The sequence below is a fragment of the Bacillus sp. N5-665 genome (genome assembly GCF_022637375.2).
Taxonomy (GTDB): Bacteria; Bacillota; Bacilli; order Bacillales; family Bacillaceae_G; genus Bacillus_A; species Bacillus_A wiedmannii.
Genome location: NZ_CP093325.1, coordinates 1,549,787 through 1,571,263, shown reverse-complemented (window position 1 = coordinate 1,571,263; position 21,477 = coordinate 1,549,787). Strand labels below are relative to the sequence as shown.

General features: G+C 37.7%; 22 protein-coding genes. All 22 read right to left on the bottom strand.

Annotated features, from left to right (window positions below; all coding sequences use genetic code 11):
* Positions 1–81: 81 nt before the first annotated feature.
* Positions 82–945 carry a DNA-processing protein DprA gene (gene dprA, locus MNO09_RS10665; RefSeq protein ID WP_000818022.1) on the bottom strand — a complete coding sequence of 288 codons (864 nt, stop codon included), beginning with the start codon at positions 943–945 and terminating at the stop codon, positions 82–84.
* 87 nt (positions 946–1,032) lie between these two features.
* Complete coding sequence (gene sucD, locus MNO09_RS10660) at positions 1,033–1,935, bottom strand: succinate--CoA ligase subunit alpha (protein WP_000115178.1); 903 nt, start codon at positions 1,933–1,935, stop codon at positions 1,033–1,035.
* Between the two features lie 19 nt (positions 1,936–1,954).
* Positions 1,955–3,115, bottom strand: a complete 1,161-nt coding sequence (sucC, locus tag MNO09_RS10655; RefSeq protein WP_001020778.1) for an ADP-forming succinate--CoA ligase subunit beta — start codon at positions 3,113–3,115, stop codon at positions 1,955–1,957.
* Positions 3,116–3,309: 194 nt separating this feature from the next.
* A complete protein-coding gene (rnhB, locus tag MNO09_RS10650; RefSeq protein ID WP_001174728.1) occupies positions 3,310–4,083 on the bottom strand; it encodes a ribonuclease HII in 774 nt (257 codons plus the stop codon).
* A gap of 51 nt (positions 4,084–4,134) precedes the next feature.
* Positions 4,135–5,025 (bottom strand): ribosome biogenesis GTPase YlqF, encoded by an 891-nt coding sequence (ylqF, locus tag MNO09_RS10645; protein ID WP_000236708.1) that lies wholly within the window; start codon positions 5,023–5,025, stop codon positions 4,135–4,137.
* 20 nt (positions 5,026–5,045) lie between these two features.
* Positions 5,046–5,597, bottom strand: a complete 552-nt coding sequence (lepB, locus tag MNO09_RS10640; RefSeq protein WP_000711857.1) for a signal peptidase I — start codon at positions 5,595–5,597, stop codon at positions 5,046–5,048.
* A 101-nt stretch (positions 5,598–5,698) separates the two neighbouring features.
* Positions 5,699–6,043: a 50S ribosomal protein L19 gene (gene rplS / locus MNO09_RS10635; protein WP_001186518.1), complete on the bottom strand. Its 345-nt coding sequence runs from the start codon at positions 6,041–6,043 to the stop codon at positions 5,699–5,701.
* A 146-nt stretch (positions 6,044–6,189) separates the two neighbouring features.
* Complete coding sequence (trmD, locus tag MNO09_RS10630) at positions 6,190–6,924, bottom strand: tRNA (guanosine(37)-N1)-methyltransferase TrmD (protein ID WP_000686896.1); 735 nt, start codon at positions 6,922–6,924, stop codon at positions 6,190–6,192.
* Positions 6,924–7,439, bottom strand: a complete 516-nt coding sequence (rimM, locus tag MNO09_RS10625; protein ID WP_000170282.1) for a ribosome maturation factor RimM — start codon at positions 7,437–7,439, stop codon at positions 6,924–6,926. Before rimM ends, trmD begins: the two co-directional genes overlap by 1 nt.
* Before the next feature lie 121 nt (positions 7,440–7,560).
* Complete coding sequence (locus MNO09_RS10620; RefSeq protein ID WP_000737397.1) at positions 7,561–7,788, bottom strand: KH domain-containing protein; 228 nt, start codon at positions 7,786–7,788, stop codon at positions 7,561–7,563.
* 14 nt (positions 7,789–7,802) lie between these two features.
* On the bottom strand, positions 7,803–8,075 hold the full coding sequence (gene rpsP, locus MNO09_RS10615) for a 30S ribosomal protein S16 (RefSeq protein ID WP_000268750.1): 273 nt from the start codon (positions 8,073–8,075) through the stop codon (positions 7,803–7,805).
* Positions 8,076–8,175: 100 nt separating this feature from the next.
* Complete coding sequence (gene ffh / locus MNO09_RS10610; protein WP_000863466.1) at positions 8,176–9,525, bottom strand: signal recognition particle protein; 1,350 nt, start codon at positions 9,523–9,525, stop codon at positions 8,176–8,178.
* Positions 9,526–9,537: 12 nt separating this feature from the next.
* Positions 9,538–9,870 carry a putative DNA-binding protein gene (locus MNO09_RS10605; protein ID WP_000891061.1) on the bottom strand — a complete coding sequence of 111 codons (333 nt, stop codon included), beginning with the start codon at positions 9,868–9,870 and terminating at the stop codon, positions 9,538–9,540.
* Between the two features lie 133 nt (positions 9,871–10,003).
* Positions 10,004–10,993, bottom strand: a complete 990-nt coding sequence (gene ftsY, locus MNO09_RS10600; protein ID WP_000007644.1) for a signal recognition particle-docking protein FtsY — start codon at positions 10,991–10,993, stop codon at positions 10,004–10,006.
* 15 nt (positions 10,994–11,008) lie between these two features.
* Positions 11,009–14,578, bottom strand: coding sequence for a chromosome segregation protein SMC (gene smc / locus MNO09_RS10595; protein ID WP_000478993.1), 3,570 nt, complete (start codon positions 14,576–14,578; stop codon positions 11,009–11,011).
* Between the two features lie 147 nt (positions 14,579–14,725).
* The gene (gene rncS, locus MNO09_RS10590; RefSeq protein ID WP_001146867.1) at positions 14,726–15,463 is read right to left on the bottom strand and encodes a ribonuclease III; all 738 of its coding nucleotides are present in this window, start codon (positions 15,461–15,463) and stop codon (positions 14,726–14,728) included.
* A gap of 58 nt (positions 15,464–15,521) precedes the next feature.
* Entirely contained in the window at positions 15,522–15,755 is a 234-nt protein-coding gene (acpP, locus tag MNO09_RS10585; RefSeq protein WP_000786062.1) for an acyl carrier protein, read from the bottom strand.
* A 69-nt stretch (positions 15,756–15,824) separates the two neighbouring features.
* A complete protein-coding gene (gene fabG / locus MNO09_RS10580) occupies positions 15,825–16,565 on the bottom strand; it encodes a 3-oxoacyl-[acyl-carrier-protein] reductase (RefSeq protein ID WP_000911778.1) in 741 nt (246 codons plus the stop codon).
* Positions 16,565–17,509 (bottom strand): ACP S-malonyltransferase, encoded by a 945-nt coding sequence (gene fabD / locus MNO09_RS10575; protein ID WP_000516945.1) that lies wholly within the window; start codon positions 17,507–17,509, stop codon positions 16,565–16,567. The genes fabG and fabD overlap by 1 nt, the downstream gene beginning before the upstream one ends.
* 14 nt (positions 17,510–17,523) lie before the next feature.
* A complete protein-coding gene (gene plsX, locus MNO09_RS10570) occupies positions 17,524–18,516 on the bottom strand; it encodes a phosphate acyltransferase PlsX (RefSeq protein ID WP_000684108.1) in 993 nt (330 codons plus the stop codon).
* Positions 18,513–19,106 carry a transcription factor FapR gene (fapR, locus tag MNO09_RS10565; RefSeq protein WP_000747354.1) on the bottom strand — a complete coding sequence of 198 codons (594 nt, stop codon included), beginning with the start codon at positions 19,104–19,106 and terminating at the stop codon, positions 18,513–18,515. Before fapR ends, plsX begins: the two co-directional genes overlap by 4 nt.
* A gap of 88 nt (positions 19,107–19,194) precedes the next feature.
* Positions 19,195–21,243 carry an ATP-dependent DNA helicase RecG gene (gene recG / locus MNO09_RS10560; RefSeq protein WP_001006889.1) on the bottom strand — a complete coding sequence of 683 codons (2,049 nt, stop codon included), beginning with the start codon at positions 21,241–21,243 and terminating at the stop codon, positions 19,195–19,197.
* Positions 21,244–21,477: the final 234 nt, after the last annotated feature.

Here is a 21,477-nt window from a genome sequence, read left to right as displayed (position 1 = left end):
CAAGAATGAATATACCATACAGCGCCTATCTACCATTTGTCAATAATTGTTTAATAAAAACATAAAAATATAAGGTTAATTTCAAACCTCTTCCAAGATATCTTCTGCATTTCTTACTAGTTTTGCTCCTTGTTGAATCAAATGATTCGTTCCTGATGCACTATCTATAAATATAGGTCCAGGAAGTGCAAATACCTCTCTATTTTGCTCTAAAGCAAGGTCCGCAGTAATAAGTGTTCCACTTCTTGATTTCGCTTCTACAACTAAAACACCCTTACTTATACCACTAATAATCCGGTTCCTTTTTGGAAAATACCATTTTTTCGGTGCATAGTGCGGCGGATACTCTGTTAATAACAATATATATTCATTCCACGTTTCATATAAATGTCTATTCTCTTTTGGATACATATACGATAATCCATGTCCTAGTATTGCAATAGTCGGGCAATGCCGTCTTACTGTAATTTCATGAGACATTGTATCTATCCCTCTTGCAAACCCACTGACAATAAGCCATTCCCTTTCTAATAATGGGTGTAAAATAAATTTTAAACTCTCATGTCCATATAAAGTCGGTTCTCTCGTTCCAATAACCGCTAATTTATTCGCTTTATTGAGAAAACTCTTCTCTCCTTTTCCATATAACACAAAGGGGGGATCTTGTATTTCACGTAATAATTGTGGATAATCTTCATCCCATATAGTCATATAAAAGATTCGATTTTTTTCTAAATAAGATATATATTGCGGGAGATTTGAACTTTGAAGAAAATTTACTAATTCTGAAGATTTTTTCGAGGATATTCCAGTGTAGTATTCCATTTGTTTTGTATTAAACGTGTATATTCCCTTCAATTCAGGATCGACATATAGTAGTCTTTCCATCGCCTTCCAATGATCCGCTAAAAAATAATGAAGATGTAATAATCGTTCTCTTTTCATCTTAATTCTCCTTACCCATAATTTTTATTATGTAAACAAGAATTGCGTAAAAAGACACCTTCAAGCAAGAAGGTGTCTTTCAACAGATTAGTAGTTTTTACAAGTCTCAAATAGACCTTTTTCTTTTAAGACAGAGATTAGCGTTTCGCCCATAACCGCTGGAGTTTCCGCTACTTTAATACCACAAGCTTCCATCGTTTTAATCTTTTCTGCAGCAGTTCCTTTACCACCAGAAATGATTGCACCAGCATGGCCCATACGTTTGCCAGCAGGCGCTGTTTGGCCACCAATGAAGCCTACAACAGGTTTTGTCATATTAGCTTTCACCCATTCAGCTGCCTCTTCTTCTGCTGTACCACCGATTTCACCAATCATAATTACAGCATGCGTTTCTTCATCTTCATTAAATGCTTTTAACGCATCAATAAAGTCCGTACCGTTAACTGGGTCCCCACCGATACCTACAGCAGTAGATTGGCCAATACCTTCTTGTGTTAACTGATGTACAGCCTCATACGTTAATGTACCAGAGCGAGATACGATACCTACATGACCTTTTTTATGAATGTACCCTGGCATAATACCAATTTTGCATTCATCAGGCGTAATAACACCAGGACAGTTTGGTCCAAGTAAACGTGTATGTTTACCCGCCATATATCTCTTTACATTTACCATATCTAATACAGGAATTCCTTCAGTAATACATACTACTAAATCGATTTCTGCATCAACTGCTTCCATAATTGCATCAGCCGCAAAAGCGGGTGGAACGTATACAACTGAAGCATTTGCGCCTGTTGCTTTCACTGCATCTTCTACAGTATCAAATACTGGTACACCTTCAATATCAGTGCCACCTTTACCTGGCGTTACACCACCGACAATTTTCGTACCGTATTCAATCATTTGTTTTGTGTGGAATAAACCTTGAGAACCTGTAATACCTTGAACAATAACTTTTGTATCTTTATTAACTAATACGCTCATTTTTCTCCCCCGCTTTCTATTAGCCCACTAGTGAAACAATTTTTTGTGCACCGTCTGCCATAGATTCTGCTGCAACAATATTTAAGCCAGACTCATTTAAAATTTTCTTACCTAACTCTACGTTTGTACCTTCAAGACGTACAACTAAAGGCAATTCAAGACCTACTTGTTTCGTCGCTTCAATAACACCTTCTGCAATAACATCACACTTCATAATGCCACCAAAAATGTTAACGAAGATACCTTTTACATTTTTGTCAGAAAGGATAATTTTGAATGCTTCTGTAACTTTTTCAGCTGTTGCACCGCCACCAACATCTAAGAAGTTAGCTGGATCGCCATGGTAATGTTTAATGATATCCATTGTAGCCATCGCTAAACCTGCACCATTAACCATACAACCAATATTTCCATCTAAAGGAATGTAGTTTAAGTCATATTTAGAAGCTTCAATTTCTTTTGAATCTTCTTCATCAAGATCACGAAGTTCTAAAATGTCTTTATTGCGATATAAAGCATTAGAATCAAAGTTTAATTTCGCATCTAATGCCATAACTTTACCATCACCTGTTGTAACAAGTGGATTGATTTCCGCGATAGAGCAATCTTTTTCGATAAACGCACGGTATAAGCCCATCATAAACTTCACAGCTTGTCCTACAAGCTCTTTTGGAATATTGATGTTAAACGCGATTCGGCGCGCTTGGAAGCCTTGTAAGCCTACTGCTGGATCAATATATTCTTTAAAGATCTTTTCAGGTGTTTGCTCTGCTACTTCTTCAATTTCTGTTCCACCTTCTTCAGATGCCATTAAAACAACTTGAGAAGTTGCACGATCTAAAACTAGACCAACATAATATTCTTTTTTAATATCGCAACCTTCTTCGATAAGTAAGCGTTTTACTTCCTTACCTTCAGGACCTGTTTGATGTGTCACAAGTGTAGTTCCTAAAATGCTCTCTGCATATGTACGAACTTCATCTAAATTTTTTGCAACTTTTACTCCGCCAGCTTTGCCGCGTCCACCAGCGTGAATTTGTGCTTTTACTACACATACATCCGTTCCTAATTCTTTCGCTGCTTCTACAGCTTCTTCTACTGTAAATGCAACCTTCCCGTTCGGAACGCTAACCCCATAGCTTTTAAGGACTGCCTTACCTTGGTACTCATGGATATTCATGGTCCCATCCTCCCCTGTTTTCCTGTTTTACTCGAAAAGTTTTTTAATGTTTAAAAAACATTACATTGCCATTGTATAAGATGATTGGCACGCTGTCTACAATAAAGTGTCAGAAAACTGAAATCGCTTTATTCTTTTTTGAAAATAATAATGTTCATATACCAAAATAAAAAAATAAGCTGCATATTCGCAGCTTACTTTTGAATCGTATCTTTAATTGGTGCAAACGATTTGCGATGTTCTTCTAATACTCCATGCGCTTCAATCGCTTCTAAATGTTGTTTTGTGCCATATCCCATATGTTGTTCAAATCCATATGCAGGATACTTTTCTCCAAGCTCTTTCATCATACGATCTCTCGTTACTTTCGCAATAATGGATGCAGCAGAAATAGAAATACTTTTCGCATCACCTTTAATAATGGATGTTTGCGGAATTGGTGTAGGAAGTTTCATCGCATCAATTAATAAATGTTCTGGTGCACAAGATAAATTCGCGACAGCATCTAACATCGCTTGTTTCGTCGCTTGATAAATATTTATCTCATCAATCATTTGTGGTGATACAATTCCAACTCCAATTGCAATTGCTTGCGCTTTAATTTCATCATAAAAACGCTCTCGCTTCGCCTCACTCAGCTTTTTCGAGTCATTTAATCCTGGAATATAAAAATCTTCCGGAAGGACAACAGCTGCCGTCACGACAGGCCCAGCTAGCGGCCCACGCCCTACTTCATCTATACCCGCGATAAGTGTGAGCCCTTTTTCACGTAATGCAATCTCGTACTTGGACATTTCGAAAAACTTTTCTTTTTCTTTCTGCGTTAACTCTTTTTGTTTATGCCACTTCAAAATGAGCTTTTGTATTCCTTTTCGCTCGTCTTTCATTAATATTTGGAAGCGGTCATCTTCTTCACTCATTATTTCATGCAGTAAACGTTCCGCTTCTTGAATAGTCACTTTTTGCATTCATGCCACTCCCTTTATATACAAAAAAGAAAAGACGTACAAACGCACGTCTTATACTTCTTCTACTTTTTCTGCATCTTCTGTCTGCTCCGCAAACTCTTCTGGTGTTTCAAACGTCATTTTCCCAAGTTTTCCACCACGAAGCTCACGAAGTATAAGCTCAGATGTTTTATCATAATCAATCATTCCGCCGCCCATTAAACAGCCTCTATTTTTTCCAATTGCATCGAATAACTCCACAATATCTTCTGGAATTTCATTTAAATTATATCGATCTTTCAAACGTTCTGGATAATGTTTTTCCATAAAACGTAAAGCGTAAACAGCAACATCTTGTAAATTTAAAATTGAATCTTTAATTGCGCCCGTTGTCGCTAAACGAAGACCCACTAATTGATCTTCAAATTTAGGCCATAAAATACCGGGTGTATCTAACAGTTCCATTTCCTTCCCAACTTTAATCCATTGTTGAGCTGTTGTCACACCAGGACGATCTCCTGTTTTAGCAATATTTTTCTTCGCCAACTTATTAATTAACGTAGATTTACCAACATTCGGTATACCTACAATTAATGCACGAATCGCTCTCGGTCTAATACCTTTTGCAACCATTTTATCAAATTTTTCTTTCACCAACACTTTACAAGCCGCTGCAATTTCTTTCATACCTTGTCCAGCTTGTGCGTTAATTGAAATTGCCATCTGGCCTTTTTCTTTAAAATATGCGATCCATTGCTTTGTTAAACGATCATCTGCCATATCCGCTTTATTTAAAACAACAAGCCTCGGCTTATGTGTAATAATCTCATCGATCATTGGATTTCGAGAAGATAAAGGTAATCGAGCATCTACAAGCTCAATTACAACATCAATTAACTTTAATTTTTCTGTTACTTGGCGTCTAGCCTTTGCCATATGTCCCGGGAACCATTGAATTACCATGTTGCCACCTTCTTTTTCTTTTATTTCACAATACGAGCATCTTTTAACGGCCAATATAGTATATTTGCTTTTCCAATCACTTGGTCCATTGAAATTGTACCAATCGAACGGCTATCTTTACTAAAACGACGATTATCGCCTAAAACAAATAATTGACCTTCTGGAACAGTTTTCTTCCCTGTCATTTCTTCAAGAGTAAAATCATATGTAAGCGGTCCGTCAGCAATTTGTTTTTTTTGCTTGTCTAAATACGGCTCCTCATAAGCCTTTCCGTTAACATATAGTTTATCATTACGATACTCTATTTCATCGCCTGGCAGGCCGATAATGCGCTTAATATAATCTTTATCTTCCGTCGCTCGGAATACGATAATATCAAATCGTTTCGGATCTCCTATGTGATAACCAATTTTATTGACAATCATTCGATCGCGATCATGTAAAGTAGACGCCATCGATACTCCATCTACGAGAATTGGAGCAAAGAAAAACTGTCTAATAACACCCGCTAATACAACAGCAATCAAAATTGCTTTGATCCATTCCCAAAGTGAACTCTTTTCTTTCTTCATGCATTTCCCCTCCACGATTATGTAAGCTGCTCGTATTATATCAAAATTTTATATAGATTGGAAAAAGGGAGCTTGTGTATTTACAAGCTCCCATACATGTCTTATCGAATTTCTTTAATACGTGCTTTTTTACCGCGAAGGTTACGTAAGTAGTATAACTTAGCACGACGTACTTTACCACGGCGAAGTACTTCAAGTTTCGCGATTCTTGGCGTGTGAACTGGGAATGTACGCTCAACACCTACACCGTAAGAAATCTTACGAACTGTGAATGTTTCACTGATTCCGCCACCACGACGTTTAATTACAACACCTTCGAAAAGCTGAATTCTTTCACGAGTTCCCTCAACTACTTTTACGTGTACACGTAAAGTGTCTCCAGGACGGAATGAAGGAAGGTCAGTTTTTAATTGGCCTTGAGTAATTTCTGCGATTAATTGTTGCATATTAAATTCTCTCCTTTAAACAGATGCTCTTATAAAGTCTTAATAAATTACAGCGGAACATCGTTAATACGGCCACTGATTTCAGTAGCACAAGTGTTATAATAGCATATTGCTAGGACTGTTGCAATAGAAAATATATCAAGCCCTTACTTGTCTTCTTTAATCTGTTCTAGCCATTTCGCTTCTTGCTTAGATAATTCTCGTTCTTCCAGTAAATCCGGTCTACGCGTGTACGTACGACGTAGTGATTCTTTGTGTCGCCATTCATCAATATTTTTATGATTTCCTGACATTAGTACATTCGGTACCTTCATACCACGAAAATCAGCTGGACGTGTATAATGAGGATGTTCTAATAAACCTGTACTAAACGAATCCTCGACTTGTGAAGCATGATTTCCTAGCACTCCCGGGAGGAGACGCACGACACTATCCGTAATAACCATAGAAGCTAACTCTCCGCCAGTTAATACGTAGTCACCGATAGAAATCTCATCCGTTACGAGATGCTCACGAATTCGTTCATCGTACCCTTCATAATGACCACACACAAAAATAACATGCTCTTCTTTAGCAAGTTCTTCTGCCTTCTTCTGCGTAAAACGCTCTCCTTGTGGACACATTAGGACAACTCTCGGTTTACGGTCTGTTCCCTTCGTTAACTCTTCCACTGCATCAAAGATAGGCTGGGGGGTTAATACCATCCCAGCGCCACCACCATACGGATAATCATCTACGCTATTATGCTTACTCGTTGTATAATCGCGGAAATTGACAACACGAAGCTCTACCGCTTCTTTTTCTTGTGCTTTCTTTAAAATTGAAGATCCAAACACACCCGTAAACATATCTGGAAACAATGTTAAAATGTCAATTTTCATTATAATAGCCCTTCCATTACATGAATGGTTACTAATTTATTCTCAATGTTAACTTGAAGTACAACATCATCAATATAAGGAATTAATAGATCTTGACCTTTTGGACGTTTAATTACCCAAACATCATTTGCACCAGGAGATAAAATTTCTTTTATTGTTCCTAACGCTTCTCCTTCTTCCGTTACAACACTGCAACCAATAATTTCATGGTAGTAGTATTCACCTTCAGCTAGTTCACCTAACTGCTCTTCTGGTACTTTTATTAAAGAACCTTTAAACTTCTCTGCTTCATCTACATTGTTGTATCCTTCAAATGTTAATAGATCAAATGTCTTATGTTGACGATGAGAAGTTACTTTCACTGGAAGGTAGTCTGTACTTTTCTCATTACTTATGTATAACGTGTTTCCTACTTTATATCGCTCTTCTGGAAAATCAGTACGAGAAATAACACGAATTTCTCCTCTTACGCCATGAGTATTTACAATTTTCCCTACGTTAAACCATTTTGTCATAAATAGTATGTCACCCCTGGTTTCTATATAAATTAAGCATCTCCATTTCACATATGGAACATGCAACTTCTCTTTAAATGTTAAAAAAGGGAGAGGAAATAACTCCTCGCCCTTTTTACGTTTATTGAATTTCCAGTGTTACTTTTTCATCATTATGATGTCCCACTGAATACAAGAGCATTCGAATTGCTTTCGCAACTTTCCCTTGCTTTCCAATGACTTTTCCAACATCCTCAGGATGTACAGTTAATCGATACTTTATCTCTCCGTTGTAAAGTTCCTGTGTAACTTTTACATCTTCAGGATGATCGACAAGAGGCTTGACAATCGTCTCGACTAACTTCTTCATAGTCATTGCCTCAATTACTTACCTTGTTTAGATAAGTGGAATTTCTCCATGATACCTTGGTTAGAGAATAAGTTACGAACTGTATCAGATGGTTTAGCACCATTTCCTAACCATTTTAATGCTGCTTCTTCGTTGATCTTAACTTCAGCTGGTTGAGCAACCGGATTGTAAGTACCGATTTCCTCAATGAAACGTCCGTCACGAGGAGAACGAGAATCTGCAACAACTACACGATAGAAAGGAGTTTTTTTAGCTCCCATACGTTTTAAACGAATTTTAACTGCCATTTATAAAGCACCTCCGAATTTATTTCACACAGATAATTATATTAGCAAAAAGACTATTGCTTTGTAAAGTATTTTTTCTTAACAGAGCCATCTTTTTTCCTTACATGAATGGAAACTTCAATCCACCTAGTCCTTTTTTCTTACCTTTTTGCATTCCCGTCATCGTTTTCATCATCTTTTTCATATCATCAAATTGCTTGATTAAACGATTGATTTCTTGTACCGTTGTACCGCTACCTTTGGCAATGCGCTTTTTGCGACTAGCATTGATTATTTCCGGTTGTTCTCGCTCTAATTTAGTCATAGAACGAATAATTGCCTCAATATGCCCAATTTGTTTTTCATCAACTTGCGCATTTTTCAGCCCTTTAATTTTATTTGCACCAGGAAGCATTCCTAACAATTCATCAAGCGGTCCAAGTTGACGCACTTGTCCAAGTTGTTCTAGGAAATCGTCAAGCGTAAACGAAAGCGTACGCATTTTTTGCTCAAGTTCTTTTGCTTTCTCTTCATCAACTGTAGCTTGCGCTTTTTCAATTAATGTTAAGACGTCTCCCATCCCTAAAATACGGGATGCCATACGCTCTGGATGGAACGCTTCAATCGCATCTAGTTTTTCACCCATACCAGCAAATTTAATCGGTGTATTTGTTACCGCCTTAATAGATAATGCCGCACCACCGCGCGTATCACCATCTAATTTCGTTAATACAACACCTGTTAAACCTAACTGTTCATGGAAACTTTGTGCAACATTTACCGCGTCTTGTCCCGTCATCGCATCGACAACAAGGAAAATTTCATCCGGTTTCGCAACTTCTTTCACTTTCGCTAATTCATCCATTAGTTCTTCATCAATATGCAGGCGACCTGCTGTATCAATTAAAACATAATCGTGATGATCTTCTTTTGCTTTTGCAATCGCTTGTTTCGCAATTTCAACAGGACTTACTTGATCTCCTAAAGAGAATACAGGCATGTCCAATTGCTTCCCTAATGTTTCAAGCTGTTTAATCGCTGCTGGACGGTAAATATCCGCTGCAACAAGCATTGGTTTACGATTATGCTTTTTACGAAGCAAGTTCGCAAGCTTACCTGTCGTCGTTGTTTTACCCGCACCTTGCAGACCAACCATCATTATAACAGTCGGTGGCCTATTAGCAACAGCAATTTTGCTTTGCTCTCCGCCCATAAGTTCTGTAAGTTCTTCCTGTACGACTTTAATTACTTGTTGTCCAGGTGTCAAACTTGTCATTACATCTTGTCCGACAGCACGTTCAGACACACGCTTTACAAAATCTTTTACTACTTTAAAGTTAACGTCCGCTTCTAAAAGAGCTAGACGAACTTCTCTCATCATTTCTTTCACATCGGCTTCAGAAACTTTTCCTTTGCCGCGGATTTTTTGCATTGTCTGTTGAAGTCGGTCGGCTAATCCTTCAAATGCCATATTGCCGCCCTCCTAATCTAATTTTTCGATAGCTTCAACAACTTGTTTCATTTCTTCATTCACATGCTCTTCTTCGCTGATTAGCTGTTTTAGCTTTGCAACAAGTCGCTGTCGCTCTTGAAACTTTTGAAGTAATACTAATTTATCTTCATATTCTTCAAGCATCGCTTCAGTCCGTTTAATGTTATCATACACGGCTTGGCGACTTACATCAAATTCTTCCGCAATTTCACCAAGAGATAAATCATCTAGATAATAAAGCGACATATAACTTCTTTGTTTTTGCGTTAACAACGATTGATAAAAATCAAATAAATAGTTCATTCTCGTTGTTTTCTCGAGCATGTTGGATCATCCTTTGTTAAGTGATTTCCCTTTACATGAATTAGTTTACATGGAGTACAAAAGAGTGTCAAGTTTTTTTCTTAACATCACATATTTTTATAGAAAAAGAAGCGGAAAATACCGCTTCTTTCACTTACACTTCTTCTGTTTCTACTAAGTTCGCAAATAAACCATACACATATTGTTCTGGATCAAACTGCTGTAAGTCATCCATTTGCTCTCCTAATCCAACGAATTTCACCGGTACATCCATTTCGTTACGAATCGCTAATACAATACCACCCTTAGCAGTTCCATCTAACTTCGTTAAAACAATACCAGTAACATTCGTTGCTTCACGGAATGTCTTCGCTTGACTTAAACCGTTTTGTCCTGTTGTTGCATCAATAACAAGTAATACTTCGTGAGGAGCCCCCGGTACTTCACGCTCAATTACACGCTTCACTTTCTCTAACTCTTTCATTAAGTTTACTTTATTTTGTAAGCGTCCTGCTGTGTCACATAGTAATACGTCTACTTTACGTGCTTTCGCGGCTTGTACAGCGTCATACATAACCGCCGCTGGATCAGATCCTGACCCTTGTTTAATCACTTCTACACCAACGCGATCGCCCCATACTTCTAATTGTTCAATCGCTCCTGCGCGGAATGTATCTCCTGCCGCCAATAGGACAGACTTACCTTCTGATTTGAATTTATGTGCCAGTTTACCAATCGTCGTCGTTTTCCCTACGCCGTTAACACCGACAAATAAAACAACTGTTAATTGATCCTCTTGCATATTAATTTCGTTACTAAACTCACTGTCGCCTTTGTAAATTCCTACTAACTTTTCTGAAATAACAGCTTGTACTTCTTTTGGATCTTGGATGTTACGACGTTGCACTTCTTCTTTCAATTGATCAATTAATTCCATTACCGTCGAAACTCCGACATCTGCACCAATTAAAATTTCTTCTAATTCCTCAAAGAAATCTTCATCTACTTTACGATAACGATAAACTAAATCATTTACTTTATCTGCAAACGAATTTCTCGTTTTTTCTAATCCATGTTTAAATTTCTCTGTTACCGTATCTGTTTGTTTTGAAATTTTTTCTTTTAATTTTTTAAAAAAACTCATACTGTCCCATCCTTCCTAATTACTTGCAACTAGTTCTTCTCCATCATCTAAACGAACCGAAACAAGTTTAGATACCCCTGACTCTTGCATTGTTACACCGTACAATACGTCAGACTCTTCCATTGTACCTTTTCTATGTGTAATGACAATAAACTGTGTCTCATCACTAAATCTCTTTAAATACTGCGCAAAACGGGCAACATTCGCCTCATCAAGAGCCGCCTCTACCTCATCTAATACACAGAATGGGACTGGGCGCACTTTTAAAATACCGAATAACAGCGCAATTGCTGTTAAAGCACGCTCCCCACCAGAAAGTAAACCTAAGTTTTGCAGTTTCTTCCCTGGCGGTTGCGCTACAATATCAATACCAGTATTTAATAAGTCCTCTGGATTCGTCATGACTAAATCCGCTCTACCGCCTCCAAATAATTCAGAGAATACCGATTGAAACTCCATTCGAATTCCTTCAAACGTAGTAGAAAAACGTTTTTTCATTTCTTCATCCATTTCAGTAATAAGTTGGTGCAATGTCGCTTTCGCTTCTTCTAGGTCATCTTTTTGCTCTAGTAAGAATGTATGACGCTCTGCTACACGCTCATACTCTTCAATTGCCCCTAAGTTCACTGTGCCTAGCTCTTCGATGGATAATTTAATTAGTTTCACCTTTTTACGTGCATCCTCTGCAGGCATCATCATTGTATACTTCAGTTTTGCTGCTTCAAATGAAATCGTATATGTTTCACGTAAATGTTGTAATCTATTTTCTAACTCTACATCAAGTCGGTTTATTTTTACTTCTTGATTTTTCAGCATCTCAAGAATGTATTTATGTTTACCTGTTGTTTCTTTCAGATTACGTTCTAAATGTTCTACTCTCTCTTGTAACGATACGCGTTGTTCACGACGAGAGCGAATTAACTCTGAAGTTTGATTACGATCATATGCTTTCTTCTCAATCATATTCGTAATCTGTTCTTCACCACTTGAATTAGATGTCATTTCTTGTTTTAAGAATGCTAAATCCTCTTTCGTTTTGACAAGCGTTGCATCCGTTTCTTCTTTTTCCTTCGTCAATCGTTCAACTTTTTCTTTTTGATTAGATAAGCGTTGTTGCTTTTCAGCCGCTAACACTTTTAACTCAGTCATTTCTTTTTGCACTTTTTCTTTCGAAGAATGCTGCTCACTTTTTTGTTTTGTTAAAGCGACAATTTTGCTATCTAATTCCGTAATCTCCGCTTGAAGCGTTGCTAAAATCTTTTCTAGCTCTTCTTTACGTCCCTGTATTTTCACTTGATCTTGTAAGAATCCTTCAATCTCTAAATCGTAAATAGATAAACGATCATTAATACGATGTTCTTCTAATTCTAAGCGACTAATTTCTTCTCTTAATTTCTGTTCATCTACACGCTCTGCTTCTACACTTTGCCTTAGTTCCCGTATTTTCACTTCTTTTTCTTGAATCTCTTGCTTTACTGCTTTAACAAAGTTTTCTAACTTTGTCGTTTTTTCTTCCATATCAGTTAACTTGTTCGTCCACTCTTCTAGCTCACGTTGACGTCCTAATAAAGAAGATTTCGCCTGTTTTACCGCTCCACCAGTCATAGAACCACCGGGGTTCACTACATCACCTTCGATTGTTACAATGCGATAACGGTATTGCAGTTGTTTCGCCAACTCATTCGCCCCACGTAAATCTTTCGCAACAATAACAGTACCTAATAAATTTGAAACTACATTTTCATATTTATTGTTATATTGCACAAGTTCTGCCGCCACACCTACAAACGATGGGTGTTGATTTACAATACGTAATTGTTCAAATGATAACGATCTACTTTTAATAACAGCTTGCGGTAAAAACGTTGCTCGTCCATGTTTATTTTGTTTTAAAAACGTAATTGCATTACGAGCATGTTCTTCTTTTTGTACGACAATATGCTGCATCGCTGCACCTAGAGCAATTTCCATTGCAATTTCATATTCTTTCGGTACCGTTAGCAGTTCTGCAACAGCACCCTCGATACCTTGCAACCTATCTTCTCTAGCTTTTAATACTTCACGTACCCCTTGATAGAAACCAGAGTAATCCTCTTGCATCTCTTCTAGCATTTCTTTTCGAGAACGTGCCTGTTGTACAAATTGATACGCTTGATACAGTTTTGTTTCATTTTCACTATACTGCGTCTTGCATTTCCCAAGTGCTGCTTCTGTCTTTTGTATATTCGAAAGAATACCAGCGACTTTTTCTTTCACTTGTTCATAACTTTCCACAAGTTTCGTCTTTTTCGCTGTAATTTCCATGCGTATTTCTACATATTTCGCATTTTCTTCATCGAGGCGTTCATTTTTTGAGTTTTGTTGTTTAGATTGTTCTTCAATCATAGATAACTCATTACGATGACTAGCTTGTTGATTTAAAAGTTCAATATAGTCACCTTTTAAATTCTCAATTTGTTCCTCTAAATTGTCAGCAAAAGTTGCAAGCAGTAGCTCATTATCATGCAATTTTGTCTCCAACTCTTTTACTTGATTTACAAATTGCATCAACACTTCTGTACTGGATTCAATTTCACCATCATAACTTGTAGCTTTCTCTGTTAATTCAACAATTAACTGTTCGAGTTGTGCACAATGCGTCGTTGCATTTTGTTTTCTCTCTTTTAATAACTCACGCTGTCCTTCTAATTTTTCTAGCTCTTTACTAGAAAGAAGCAGTACTTCTTGTAAGGAATCTACAGACTCATCTACTGCTTGTAATTGTCCTCGTAATTCCTCAAGCTCTTCTTCACCTTTTTGTAAATGCGTTGACATTTTAGCTTCTTCGTTTTTATTATGCCCAAACTGATTTCGAAGCGCTTCCCATTTCTCATGTAATTCTTCAATTTCATGTACAATAAGCGCCGCTTCTACTTTCTCTAATTCTTCTTTTTTCTCGAGATAATCTTTCGCAATAGAAGCTTGTCTTTCTAAAGGTTCTACTTGACTACTTAATTCGTGAATGATATCTTGTACACGATTTAAGTTTTCTTGTGTGTCTGCTAATTTCACTTCAGCTTTCTTTTTACGAAGTTTGTATTTCAGCACTCCCGCAGCTTCTTCAAATACACCACGACGTTCTTCTGATTTACTACTTAAAATCTCTTCAACTTTCCCCTGGCTAATAATCGAAAAAGCTTCTCTTCCCATACCAGAGTCCATAAATAAATCGATAATATCTTTCAATCTACATGATTGTTTATTAATATAAAAATCACTATCACCAGAACGAGATACACGACGCGTTACACACACCTCATTATATTCAATCGGTAAACGTTGATCTTCATTATTTAAAGTTATTGTTACTTCAGCAACATTAACTGCTCTTCTCGTATCACTGCCTGCAAAAATAATATCCTCCATCTTTGCACCACGTAATGATTTTGCAGATTGTTCACCAAGTACCCAGCGAATCGCATCAGTAATATTACTTTTCCCACTTCCATTAGGTCCTACTACGGAAGTTACACCTGGGACAAAATCAACAGATACACGCTCAGCAAAAGACTTAAACCCTGCTATTTCTAATCTTTTTAAAAACACGAAAGGCCTTCCTCCTATTCTCCGTTGTTATAACTGTTGTCTATACAAAAACAAGCTATTATACGGGTTTCCCTTCCCTTTATTCACAAACAAAAAGAAAGTTTCATTCTATGCATAAGGAATCCCCCTCATTCAAAGGGGGATTCCTTATAGTTGTTCTTTTAATTTTTTCAATGCTTCTGCAGCAGCTTGTTGCTCTGCTTCTTTTTTCGACTTGCCACTACCAAGACCTAAAGCCACGTTATTTAACGTAACACGTGACACAAATTCTCGATTGTGGGCCGGTCCTTTTTCCTGCAAAATTTGATACTCAATATTGCCACTACCATCACGCTGAATCAACTCTTGTAATTGACTCTTATAATCCATCACATGAGAAAAAGCACCTTCATTAATTTTAGGGTATACAATTTCTTTTAAGAATCCCCATACTGTTTCTAACCCTTGATCAAGATAAAGGGCACCAATAAACGCTTCAAAGACATCCGCTAATAAAGCTGGTCGTTCACGTCCACCTGTCATTTCTTCACCTTTCCCTAATAAAACAAGGCTACCAAATGACAACTCGTTTGCAAAACGAACAAGAGATGGTTCACATACAATAGCTGCACGTAGTTTTGTTAACTCTCCTTCGCTCATTGTCGGATATTTTTGAAACAGATACTGCGACACAGTAAGTTCCAATACTGCATCTCCAAGGAATTCGAGACGCTCATTGTCTTCATGCGGTTTTTTTCGATGCTCATTCACATACGATGAATGCGTAAATGCTTGAATCAATAATTTTTCATCTGAAAACGTAATACCTATCTCTTCTTGAAATACTTTAAACGCTTCACGATATTTTGTTTCGTATTTTTTTTCTCTATGTTTTCGGTACGGCATAAGTCCCTCCAGATATAAGCCGAGAAGCCCCGCTAAAAAACGGGACTTCACTTAAGCATTATAGATGACTCTCTATGTAAGTCACAGCATCGCCAACAGTAGCAATCTTTTCAGCATCTTCATCAGAAATTTCCATTTCGAATTCATCTTCCAATTGCATTACAAGTTCTACTACATCTAGGGAGTCTGCGCCTAAATCTTCTTTAAAGCTCGCAGCTGGTACTACTTCAGTTTCTTCTACACCTAAACGATCAACGATGATTTTTGTTACACGCTCTAAAACATCTGCCATTCCATTCACCTCCCCTCAAATATTATATTAAATATTGGACAAAAAAACTAGTTGAAATCAATTCTTTTATTACATTACCATTCCGCCATCAACATTTAACGTTTGCCCTGTAATATATTTGCTTTGATCAGAAGCAAAAAACGTTACAGTATTTGCGATATCTTGCGCTTCACCAAACTGAGCTGCAGGAATTAACTTTAACATTTCGGCTTTTATATTTTCATCTAATACATCCGTCATATCAGTCGCAATAAACCCAGGAGCAATTGCATTTACAGTAATATTACGGCTCGCTAACTCTTTTGCTGATGTTTTGGTTAATCCAATTACACCCGCTTTAGCAGCAACATAGTTTGCTTGTCCTGGATTACCTGTTACTCCAACAACAGAAGCGATATTAATAATACGTCCATGACGTTGACGCATCATATATCGAGATACTGCCTTCGTACATAAGAATACACCTTTTAGGTTTGTATTAATAACTGTATCCCATTCTTCTTCTTTCATACGCATTAATAAATTATCTTTCGTTACACCTGCATTATTTACAAGAATATCAACTTGTCCAAATGTATCTACAGTTTGTTTCACCATATTCGTAACGTCTTCAGCATTTGCAACATCTGCTCTTACTGCAATTGCATCCGAACCTAATTTCTTTATTTCATCAACTACTTCATTTGCCTTTTGCTCATTACCAGCATAATTTACTACAACATTTGCCCCTTGTTTCGCTAAATCAATCGCAATCGCACGACCAATTCCACGTGAAGCGCCAGTTACTAATGCTACTTTCCCTTTTAACATCAGTTTTCTCCTCTCAAATTTGAAATGGTATCTTTTAACGTCTCTTCATCATATATCGCATATGCTTTCACTGATGAATCAATTGACTTCATAAGTCCAGCAAGTACTTTCCCAGGTCCAATCTCAATAAATGTATCTACCCCTTGATTCACCATGTTTTCAATGGACGGGTACCATAAGACAGGCGAATAGAGCTGTTCAATTAGCTTCTCTTGAATATGTGCACCACTTGTAATAACGTCTGCTGTTACATTTGCGATAACAGGAATATTCGTATCTTGAATTGTAATTTCATTTAAGACACTTTGGAACTTCTCTGCTGCTGGCTTCATAAGCGAAGAGTGGAACGGTCCACTTACCTTAAGCGGAATTGCTCTCTTTGCACCATTTTCTTTCGCTCTTTGAGAAGCAATCTCGACCCCTTGCTTTGTTCCCGAAATCACAATTTGTTTCGTACTATTCATATTAGCGATTTGCACTGCATATCCTTCACTTGTTACTTCTTCTGTAACTTGTTTCAGCATATGTGGATCAGCACCTAAAATAGCCGCCATTGCACCTTCTCCGCCAGGAACAGCTTCTTCCATATATTCCCCACGTTTTCTTACAGCATATACAGCGTCTTCAAAAGTTATTGCACCCGCTGCTACAAGAGCGCTATATTCACCTAAACTATGCCCTGCAACAAAGTCTGGTGTAATATCATACTCTTTCAAAGCTGTCAAAATAGCAAAACTCGTTGTTAATAAGGCAGGCTGCGCATTTGTCGTTAACGTAAGCTTTTCCTGCGGCCCTTCAAAAATCACTTCTGAAAGTGAATCTTGCAACACCTCATCTGCTTTGGCGAACACATTTGCAACCTCTTTATTATTCTCCGCTAACTGTTTACCCATTCCAACTGCCTGTGAACCTTGGCCCGGAAAAAGAAATGCTAGTTTTCCCATTTCAAATCCTCCTCTTATTGGAGTGGCTCTTTCTCCATTACGCTTGAAATAGTAGGAATAACTTCTTTCGCTACCATTTCTCTAGTTTGACGAATCGCACTAAATATTGATTGGTCATTGGAAGAACCGTGAGCCTTAATGACAGGAGCTTTCAATCCAAACAATGCAGCTCCTCCATACTCCGAATAATCCATTTTATCTTTTAATACCATAAGTTTTGGCTTTAATACCGCTGCTGCTAATTTGCTCGTAAACGAACTCATTAACTGCTCTTTTAACATAGAAAATAACGCAAGTGCTGTTCCTTCTAATGATTTTAACGCTACATTCCCTGTAAAACCATCACATACAACAACATCTGCTACACCTTGCAATAAATCTCTTGATTCAACGTTCCCAACGAAATTAATTGGGGCATCCTTAAGCATTGCAAAGACTTGTTTTGAAAGCTCGTTCCCTTTGCCATCCTCTGTTCCAACGTTCAAAAGTCCAACGCGAGGATTTTTAATTCCTCTTACTTTCTCAGCGTATACAGATCCCATTACTGCATATTGATATAAATGAATTGGTTTTGCATCAACGTTCGCTCCAACATCTAACATAACAAAACCTTCTCCATCAACCGTTGGCATTGTAGGGGATAAAGCTGGTCGCTCAATTCCTTCCATACGACCTACAACAAACAATCCAGCCGCCATTAAAGCTCCTGTACTACCAGCTGATATACAAGCATCCGCTACGCCGTCTTTCACTTGCTGCGCTGCTAGTACCATTGAGGCTTGTTTTTTTCGACGAACCGCTCTTACTGGTTCATCTGTCGATTCGATTTTTTCATCTGTATGAAGTATAGTAATTCGTTCTTCACTCGTTAAGTATTGACGAATTTCCTCTTCTTTCCCTACTAACGTAATATGTAAATCAGAATATTCCTTAATAGCTTTCATTGCTCCTAATACGACAGCCTTTGGAGCATGATCGCCGCCCATTGCATCTATTGCGATTTTCATAAGTTGTTACCTTCCTCACTATAATTACTAGATCGATACATTTCAAAAGTGCCTGTAAAAACAAGTTCTTCTCCAACAAAGCTACGCACTTTGACAACGGTCCGTCCTTTATCATTCTCTACATCTTCAACGCGCACTTTTGCAACAACACGCTCTCCTAATTTTACAGGACGAATGTATCGAATGGTAGACTTTGCAGTTAAAGCTAATTCTTCATCAATAACTGCAACAGCTAGTGAGTTTGCTTGTGCAAACAAATGATGCCCACGGGCAATCTGATTTCTTTTAAATACGTGTTCTACCTTCACTTCAAAGATAGAAATCGCATGTCTATCTAATTCTATATCGATAATTTCTCCGACAACCTCTTCTAACGGTAAAGATTTCACATCTTCTTCATGTTGCTTTGTAGCTACATGTTTAATTCTTTCTCTTAATTCAGGAATAGATAATTCCATACGGTCAAGACGTACGGTTTGTATACTCACTTGAAATTTTTCTGCTAAATCTTCATCCGTAATAAAAGGATTCGTTTCTATTGTTTGTTGTAATAATTCTTGTCTTTCTTTTTTACTTCTTCTTTTTTTCATACCGCACCATCCATTTTTATGACTAGGTACTAACAGTAGTATATAATCATTAAAAGTAGAATGCAACAAAAACTTTCGTTGCCTCCCTTTAATCGAGCTTCTCTCCTTGGAACACACCTGTCCCGTCAAGATAAGTACGCAGCGAAGCATACTGATCATTATGCCAAAACGCTTCTGATTCTACTAGTAACGCCGCATCTTGTCTAGCTGTTTCTAAAGCTCGATAATCATGTACCATATCAGCAACCTTGAATTCTGGTAAACCACTTTGCTTACTTCCAAAGAAATCTCCAGGACCTCTTAACTCTAAATCTTTTTCTGACAATACAAATCCATCATTCGTTTCGGTCATAATACGCATTCGCTCTTTTCCCGTTTCCGATTTTGGATCCGCGATTAATAAACAATATGATTGTTCACTACCACGCCCAACACGTCCCCTGAGCTGATGGAGCTGCGATAAACCGAAACGCTCTGCATCATAAATAACCATTACAGTCGCATTCGGTACGTTCACACCTACTTCAACAACTGTTGTCGACACAAGAATTTGCACTTTATTTTCACTAAATTGTCCCATTATCTCTTCTTTTTCTTGAGATGAGAGTCTGCCATGCATTAATCCGACTTGACATTTCCCTTGATAATGATGAGTCAGCATACTATGTAAGTCAATCGCATTTTGTACATCAAGTTTCTCAGATTCTTCAATAAGGGGACAAATAACATATGCTTGTCTTCCTTTTTTTATCTCCTTCTCCACAAAACCGAGAACTCGATCTAACATATCATGTTTTGCCCAGTATGTTTCAATTACCTTTCTACCAGCTGGCATCTCATCGATTATAGAAACATCCATCTCTCCAAATGCAGTAATTGCTAACGTACGCGGAATTGGCGTCGCCGTCATAAATAAAACATCCGGACTTTCACCTTTCTCCCTTAAAACTCGTCGCTGCGCTACACCAAATCGATGTTGTTCATCAGTAATAACGAGACCTAACCTATGAAAGATAACTTCATCTTGAATTAAAGCATGTGTTCCAACAAGGATATCTATTTCTCCTTGTTCTAATTTTGCCAAAATCTCTCGACGCCTTACACCTTTAACAGAACTGGTTAACAATTCAACATTCATACCAAAGTGTGAGAACGTCTCTGCAAGCGATTGATAATGTTGCTCTGCTAAAATTTCTGTAGGAACCATTAAAGCACCTTGATAATGTGCTAACTTCGCTGCATAAAGGCCAATCGCTGCAACGACTGTTTTCCCAGAACCTACATCACCTTGCAACAGACGATTCATCCGATAAGGAGATGTCATATCTTTCATAATTTCATCTACTACCCGACGCTGTGCACCAGTTAATGGAAACGGAAGTGCATCAATAAACTCTTGCAATTCTGCTGAAGGAATTTCTTTTTTCGTCCCTTTCGAATTTTCCCTCTCCATTTTCCGTAATGTTTGCATTTTTAGCTGAAATAAGAAAAACTCCTCATATACAAAACGGCGACGTGCTTGTTTTAAATCTTCCTGTCCTGCTGGAAAATGCAACGCCCGAAGTGCTTCATAACGCGGCAATAATTTATATCGACTTAGCAATCCATCAGGTAACACTTCAACTATAGATTCTCCATACTCCTTGAACGCTTGGGCAATAAAACGGCGCATCTGTTTTACTGTAAGTTTCCCTTTCACTGAGTATACAGGCTCTACTTCTTGTTGACGTACAACTGGTCCAAAATGAAGCTCTGATACCGCAATCGTTTGACGGTGCTGATCCCATTTACCAGTAATCGTTACTGTTTCATTTAAATTTAACTTCTGCTTATAGTACGGCCTATTAAAGCATACAGCTGTAATTAAATAACGACCGACGAGGACACGAACCGTAAGACGCGACTTCTTCTTCCCATAATATTGCAGTAAAGGAGCACTATGAACCTTTCCCTCAACTGTTACACGTTCATCATGCTTTACTTCAGCAAGATCTTTCATCGCATAATCTTCATAACGGTACGGAAAATGTTCTAATAGATGAGAAACTGTATAAATCCCCATCTCGTGTAGTAATTCAGATGTTTCTCCTCCGATTCCCTTTACATCCGTAACAGGAACTTGTACAACTTCATTCAAGATTCTCACGCTCCGTCACATTATTTTCTTTGATTCATTCATACTATTGACATCTCTAATCGCTCTCTTTCACCCTATATATTCTATCATAGGCATTCTTAGAGAAACTACTCAAATCCCTCATAAACAATACGAAAGAAAAGAGCCTCACTATTAGCAGCAAGGCTCTTTTTTATCTTCAATATGCTAGCCTTTTGAATAAAAACTAGTAATAAACTTCATATTACTACTTCT

Coding starts and splice junctions, on each gene's coding strand:
- dprA (WP_000818022.1), bottom strand. CDS start 945: ATGAAAAGAGAACGATTATTACATCTTCATTATTTTTTAGCGGATCAT.
- sucD (WP_000115178.1), bottom strand. CDS start 1,935: ATGAGCGTATTAGTTAATAAAGATACAAAAGTTATTGTTCAAGGTATT.
- sucC (WP_001020778.1), bottom strand. CDS start 3,115: ATGAATATCCATGAGTACCAAGGTAAGGCAGTCCTTAAAAGCTATGGG.
- rnhB (WP_001174728.1), bottom strand. CDS start 4,083: ATGCAAAAAGTGACTATTCAAGAAGCGGAACGTTTACTGCATGAAATA.
- ylqF (WP_000236708.1), bottom strand. CDS start 5,025: ATGGTAATTCAATGGTTCCCGGGACATATGGCAAAGGCTAGACGCCAA.
- lepB (WP_000711857.1), bottom strand. CDS start 5,597: ATGAAGAAAGAAAAGAGTTCACTTTGGGAATGGATCAAAGCAATTTTG.
- rplS (WP_001186518.1), bottom strand. CDS start 6,043: ATGCAACAATTAATCGCAGAAATTACTCAAGGCCAATTAAAAACTGAC.
- trmD (WP_000686896.1), bottom strand. CDS start 6,924: ATGAAAATTGACATTTTAACATTGTTTCCAGATATGTTTACGGGTGTG.
- rimM (WP_000170282.1), bottom strand. CDS start 7,439: ATGACAAAATGGTTTAACGTAGGGAAAATTGTAAATACTCATGGCGTA.
- MNO09_RS10620 (WP_000737397.1), bottom strand. CDS start 7,788: ATGAAGAAGTTAGTCGAGACGATTGTCAAGCCTCTTGTCGATCATCCT.
- rpsP (WP_000268750.1), bottom strand. CDS start 8,075: ATGGCAGTTAAAATTCGTTTAAAACGTATGGGAGCTAAAAAAACTCCT.
- ffh (WP_000863466.1), bottom strand. CDS start 9,525: ATGGCATTTGAAGGATTAGCCGACCGACTTCAACAGACAATGCAAAAA.
- MNO09_RS10605 (WP_000891061.1), bottom strand. CDS start 9,870: ATGCTCGAGAAAACAACGAGAATGAACTATTTATTTGATTTTTATCAA.
- ftsY (WP_000007644.1), bottom strand. CDS start 10,993: ATGAGTTTTTTTAAAAAATTAAAAGAAAAAATTTCAAAACAAACAGAT.
- rncS (WP_001146867.1), bottom strand. CDS start 15,463: ATGCCGTACCGAAAACATAGAGAAAAAAAATACGAAACAAAATATCGT.
- acpP (WP_000786062.1), bottom strand. CDS start 15,755: ATGGCAGATGTTTTAGAGCGTGTAACAAAAATCATCGTTGATCGTTTA.
- fabG (WP_000911778.1), bottom strand. CDS start 16,565: ATGTTAAAAGGGAAAGTAGCATTAGTAACTGGCGCTTCACGTGGAATT.
- fabD (WP_000516945.1), bottom strand. CDS start 17,509: ATGGGAAAACTAGCATTTCTTTTTCCGGGCCAAGGTTCACAGGCAGTT.
- plsX (WP_000684108.1), bottom strand. CDS start 18,516: ATGAAAATCGCAATAGATGCAATGGGCGGCGATCATGCTCCAAAGGCT.
- fapR (WP_000747354.1), bottom strand. CDS start 19,106: ATGAAAAAAAGAAGAAGTAAAAAAGAAAGACAAGAATTATTACAACAA.